Raw genomic sequence first — 3,448 nt, 5'->3', positions numbered from 1 at the left:
CCTTGATATCTTCAATGATGTCCGGATCATCGACCCTTTCAAACGTAACTCCAACTCTACCATTTTGGCCACCGGGTTTTTTGTTTCTTTTTTTCCGGGGCTGCCGTTTCCTCAAGGGATCGGCTGATGGCGGCATTTGTTCTTCGTCCCGAATCAGGGCCTGTACTTTTTCGATGGTTGCCTGGATATCGATATTTTCAATTGTCATTCGATTTTCTCCCTGTGTTGTGGAAGCATTATAACACAGGTTTTAAAAGCAAAATTTCGCTCAATATAATCGATTTTACGGGACTTTAAATTTTGGCGCCGGGCAAGAAGCTATGTGTGCTGGGAAAGACTGCAGTATCAGTTCAACACAGACTTCCTGCAGCCAAAATATGATGACTTGTTTGGGCAAACCAAAAATCGAAAAAAATGGCCAAAACCCGAGTCAAGTTTTTTTAGATTTAGCAGTTTTTTTTGCTGAATAATTACCCCAGTTTTTCAACAATCCTTTCCGCAAGTTCCTCCGCCGACCGCCGACCGGCGGAGGCTACAAATTCCGGGTTTTCCGGGGGCTCGTAAGGCGAGTCCACGCCGGTAAAGTTGATCAGCTGTCCGCTGCGGGCTTTGCGATAGAGACCTTTGACATCGCGCTGCTCGCAGATTTCCAGCGGCGTATCGACGTAGATTTCATAGAATTCACCGGGTTCGAAAAGCGAGCGAGCGAGCTGGCGTTCGCTGCGGAACGGCGAGATGAAAGAAACCAGCACGATCATCCCGGCATCGACGAAGAGTTTGGCCACCTCGGCCACCCGGCGAATGTTTTCGACCCGATCGGCATCGGTAAAGCCCAAGTCGCGATTGAGACCGTGGCGCACGTTGTCACCGTCGAGGAGATAGGTGTGGCGGCCCATTGAGTGCAGTTTCTTTTCCACGAGATTGGCAATCGTCGATTTCCCCGAGCCCGAGAGACCAGTAAACCACCACACCGCCGGCTGCTGGTTCAGAGCCGCGGCCCGGGTCTGCTTGTTCAGATCCACAGCCTGCCAATGGATGTTGGTGGCCCGGCGCAGGGCGTAATCGATCATCCCGGCGCCGACCGTGGCATGGCTGAATTTATCGATCAGAATAAAGCTGCCAGTGGACCGGTTCTCCGTGTAGGGATCGGCGGGCACCGGGCGGTCGAGAGCGAGATTGCAGACCCCGATTTCATTGAGTTTCAGGGTTTTGGCAGCCTGGTGCTCCAGGGATTTGATGTTGAGTTTATATTTTAATTCGGTCACCTGGGCGGTAACCGTGGCCGTACCGGTTTTGAGAAAATAGCCGCGGCCGGGAAGCAGGGGTTCCTCATGCATCCAGACCAGCCGGGCCTGGAACTGGTCGGCATATTCAGACCGGTTCCCAGCATCGACCAGCAGATCCCCGCGGCTGATGTCGATTTCATCCTCCAGAACCAGAGTCACCGCTTCCCGGGCGCCAGCCTTTTCCCGATCGCCGTCGAAGGTGACAATCCGACTCACCCGGCTGATCTGCCCGGAAGCGGCCACGGCAACCTGGTCGCCGACGCCAACCCGGCCGGCGGCGATGGTGCCGGAAAACCCACGAAACTGATGATCCGGGCGGTTGACCAACTGCACCGGCAGGCGAAAAAATTTGTCGCCAAGGTCATCAGCCACGTTTACGGTCTCAAGCCAGGCCAGCAGCGTGGAACCACGGTACCAGGGCATCTGCGTACTGGCGGTGATGATGTTGTCGCCCTTCAGGGCCGATACCGGGATAGCGGCGATTTCGTCAAAATCAAGCTGACGGGCAAAATCGGCGTAGGCTTCGTGCAGGACGGCAAAAGCCTCGGCAGAGAAATCAACCAGATCCATTTTATTGACCGCCAGGACGACGGCGCGAATCCCCATCAATGAAACCAGGATACTGTGGCGCCGGGTCTGGGGGAGGATGCCTTTGCGGGCATCGACGAGAATCACCGCCGCTCGGGCGGTCGAGGCCCCGGTGACCATGTTGCGGGTATATTGTTCGTGGCCGGGGGTATCGGCGACGATAAATTTGCGTTTATCGGTGGCAAAAAAGCGATAGGCCACGTCGATGGTAATTCCCTGCTCACGCTCGGCCATCAGGCCGTCGAGAAGCAGGGCATAATCGATATTATCGCCCTGGGTGCCCTGGCGACGACTGTCGGCTTCGAGGGCGGCGAGCTGGTCTTCGAAGATCAGTTTCGAGTCCCAGAGCAAACGGCCGATCAGGGTGCTTTTGCCGTCGTCAACGCTGCCGCAGGTGATAAAGCGCAGCATGTCCTTGTTCTGCTGACCGGCAAGATAGGCGCGGATTTCTTCGATTGAGGCGCTGCGGGATAACTGCGACATCAGAAATAGCCTTCCTGTTTCTTGCGCTCCATGGAGCCGGCGGTATCGAAATCAATGAGCCGACCCTGGCGTTCGGAGGTCCGGGCCAGCAACATTTCGCGCACGATTTCCTCCAGAGTGACGGCAACCGATTCGATGGCCCCGGTCAAAGGATAACAGCCCAGGGTACGAAAACGCACGACTTTGTACCGGATTTCTTCGCCGGGCGCCAGTTTCAGACGGTCGTCATCGACTAAAATCAGCATCCCGTCGCGCTCGACCACCGGGCGTTCGGCGGCGAAATAGAGCGGCACGATGGGGATCTGTTCCTGATAGATATATTGCCAGACATCGAGTTCGGTCCAGTTGGAAAGCGGAAAAACGCGAATGCTTTCGCCGGGCTTGACCCGGGTGTTGTAGAGGTTCCAAAGTTCGGGCCGTTGATTTTTGGGATCCCAGCGGTGGCTGGCGGTACGAAAAGAAAAGATGCGTTCCTTGGCCCGCGATTTTTCCTCGTCGCGCCGGGCGCCGCCGAAAGCGGCGTCGAAACCGTATTTGTCGAGAGCCTGCTTTAAAGCCTCGGTTTTCATGATATCGGTGTAGAGAGCCGAGCCGTGGGTGAAAGGGTTGATGTCCCGGCGCACGCCGTCTTCGTTGGTATAGACTAAAAGATCAAAGCCGTGCTCGCTGCGCATACGCTCGCGGAAGGTAATCATCTCGCGAAATTTCCAGGTCGTATCGACATGCATCAGGGGAAAGGGAATCCGGCCGGGATAAAAGGCCTTCCGGGCCAGGTGCAGCATCACCGCCGAATCCTTGCCGATCGAATAGAGCATCACCGGGTTGCGGAATTCGGCGGCCACCTCGCGCATGATATGGATGCTCTCGGCTTCGAGCAGCTGAAGATGGGTTAAAGTTTCGGACATGGGGAGCAAAACCTTTTAGTGGCCTTACAGGTTGTTTTCTTGTTTTTTCAACAGTTTTTTATAACAAAAAGGTGTTGCGACAAAGCGTTTTTTTTAATTCACAGAGAATTTCGAGGCCATAAGCGACCTAATCTTGGTTGTTTTTCGCTTCGAAGCTCCTTATTCAGTCCGCCGGTTTGATTTTTT

General features: G+C 54.8%; 3 protein-coding genes. All 3 read right to left on the bottom strand.

What is annotated here, in order from left to right:
* The coding region (locus tag ENN66_03860; protein ID HDS15742.1) for an IS66 family transposase at nucleotides 1-208 on the bottom strand (208 nt) is incomplete at its 3' end.
* A gap of 262 nt (nucleotides 209-470) precedes the next feature.
* Nucleotides 471-2,357 carry a sulfate adenylyltransferase subunit CysN gene (gene cysN / locus ENN66_03855; GenBank protein HDS15741.1) on the bottom strand — a complete coding sequence of 629 codons (1,887 nt, stop codon included), beginning with the start codon at nucleotides 2,355-2,357 and terminating at the stop codon, nucleotides 471-473.
* Nucleotides 2,357-3,262, bottom strand: a complete 906-nt coding sequence (gene cysD, locus ENN66_03850; protein HDS15740.1) for a sulfate adenylyltransferase subunit CysD — start codon at nucleotides 3,260-3,262, stop codon at nucleotides 2,357-2,359. Before cysD ends, cysN begins: the two co-directional genes overlap by 1 nt.
* Nucleotides 3,263-3,448: the final 186 nt, after the last annotated feature.

Source organism: Pseudomonadota bacterium, from assembly GCA_011049115.1.
Taxonomy (GTDB): domain Bacteria; phylum Desulfobacterota; class Anaeroferrophillalia; order Anaeroferrophillales; family Tharpellaceae; genus DSCM01.
This window is presented reverse-complemented; position numbering and strand designations above follow the sequence as displayed.